Raw genomic sequence first — 897 nt, forward strand, 5'->3', positions numbered from 1 at the left:
CCGCCGCGACATCCAGCCGGCCCTCGAACCCGGCCAGCGAAGCCAGCACCTCGGCCTCATCGGCCTGGACCGCCACCATCGCCCCGCCGGCGGGCAGCGCCCCCATCAACCGCCCGCGGGCCACCACCAGCTCGCACGCGTCGGCCAGCGACAGCACACCCGCCACATGGGCGGCGCTCAGCTCGCCGACCGAGTGCCCGACCAGGTAGTCCGGGCGGACACCCATCGACTCCACCAGCCGGAACAGCGCCACCTCGACGGCGAACAACGCCACCTGCGTGAACTCCGTGGAGTCCAGCAAGGCGGCCTCGCCGGAACCCTTCTCGGCACTCAGCAGGCTCCGCACCGAACGGCCCACGCGCGGGTCCAGTTCGGCGCACACCTCGTCCAGGGCCTCGGCGAACCGCGGGAACGTCTCCGCCAGTTCGATCCCCATCCGCGCCCGCTGCGACCCCTGGCCGGTGAACAGGAAAGCCGTCCTGCCCCCTGCCTCTGCCTCACCCGCGGTCAGCGCGGCAAGACCCGCCAGCAGCTCCTCACGGCCGGACGCCGTGACCACCGCACGCCGCTCCAGCAGCGCCCGCGTACGCACGGACGAGAACGCCGTGTCCGCGACGGACCACTCCGGCTCCGCGACCAACCGGGCCCGCAGCCGCTCCGCCTGTGCCCGCAGGGCCGTGTCGGTGCGGGCCGACAGCACCACAGGTGCCGCGCCCGCCGGCCGCTCCACGGCGGCCGGTTCCTCCGCAGGTGTGTGTGCGGGTGCTTCCTCCACGATGACGTGGGCGTTGGTGCCGCTGATACCGAAGGAGGACACACCTGCCCGCCGCGGCCGGTCCGACACGGACCACTCCCGGGACTCGGTCAGCAGCTCCACCTGCCCGGCCGACCAGTTCA

General features: G+C 73.6%; 1 protein-coding gene. It reads right to left on the reverse strand.

Annotation, left to right across the window (positions count from 1 at the left end; genetic code table 11):
* Positions 1-897: acyltransferase domain-containing protein (locus tag IH00_RS0136485; protein ID WP_031080809.1), on the reverse strand; the 897-nt coding region annotated here is incomplete at both ends.

The sequence above is a fragment of the Streptomyces sp. NRRL S-118 genome (genome assembly GCF_000716335.1).
In the GTDB taxonomy this organism is placed as follows: domain Bacteria; phylum Actinomycetota; class Actinomycetes; order Streptomycetales; family Streptomycetaceae; genus Streptomyces.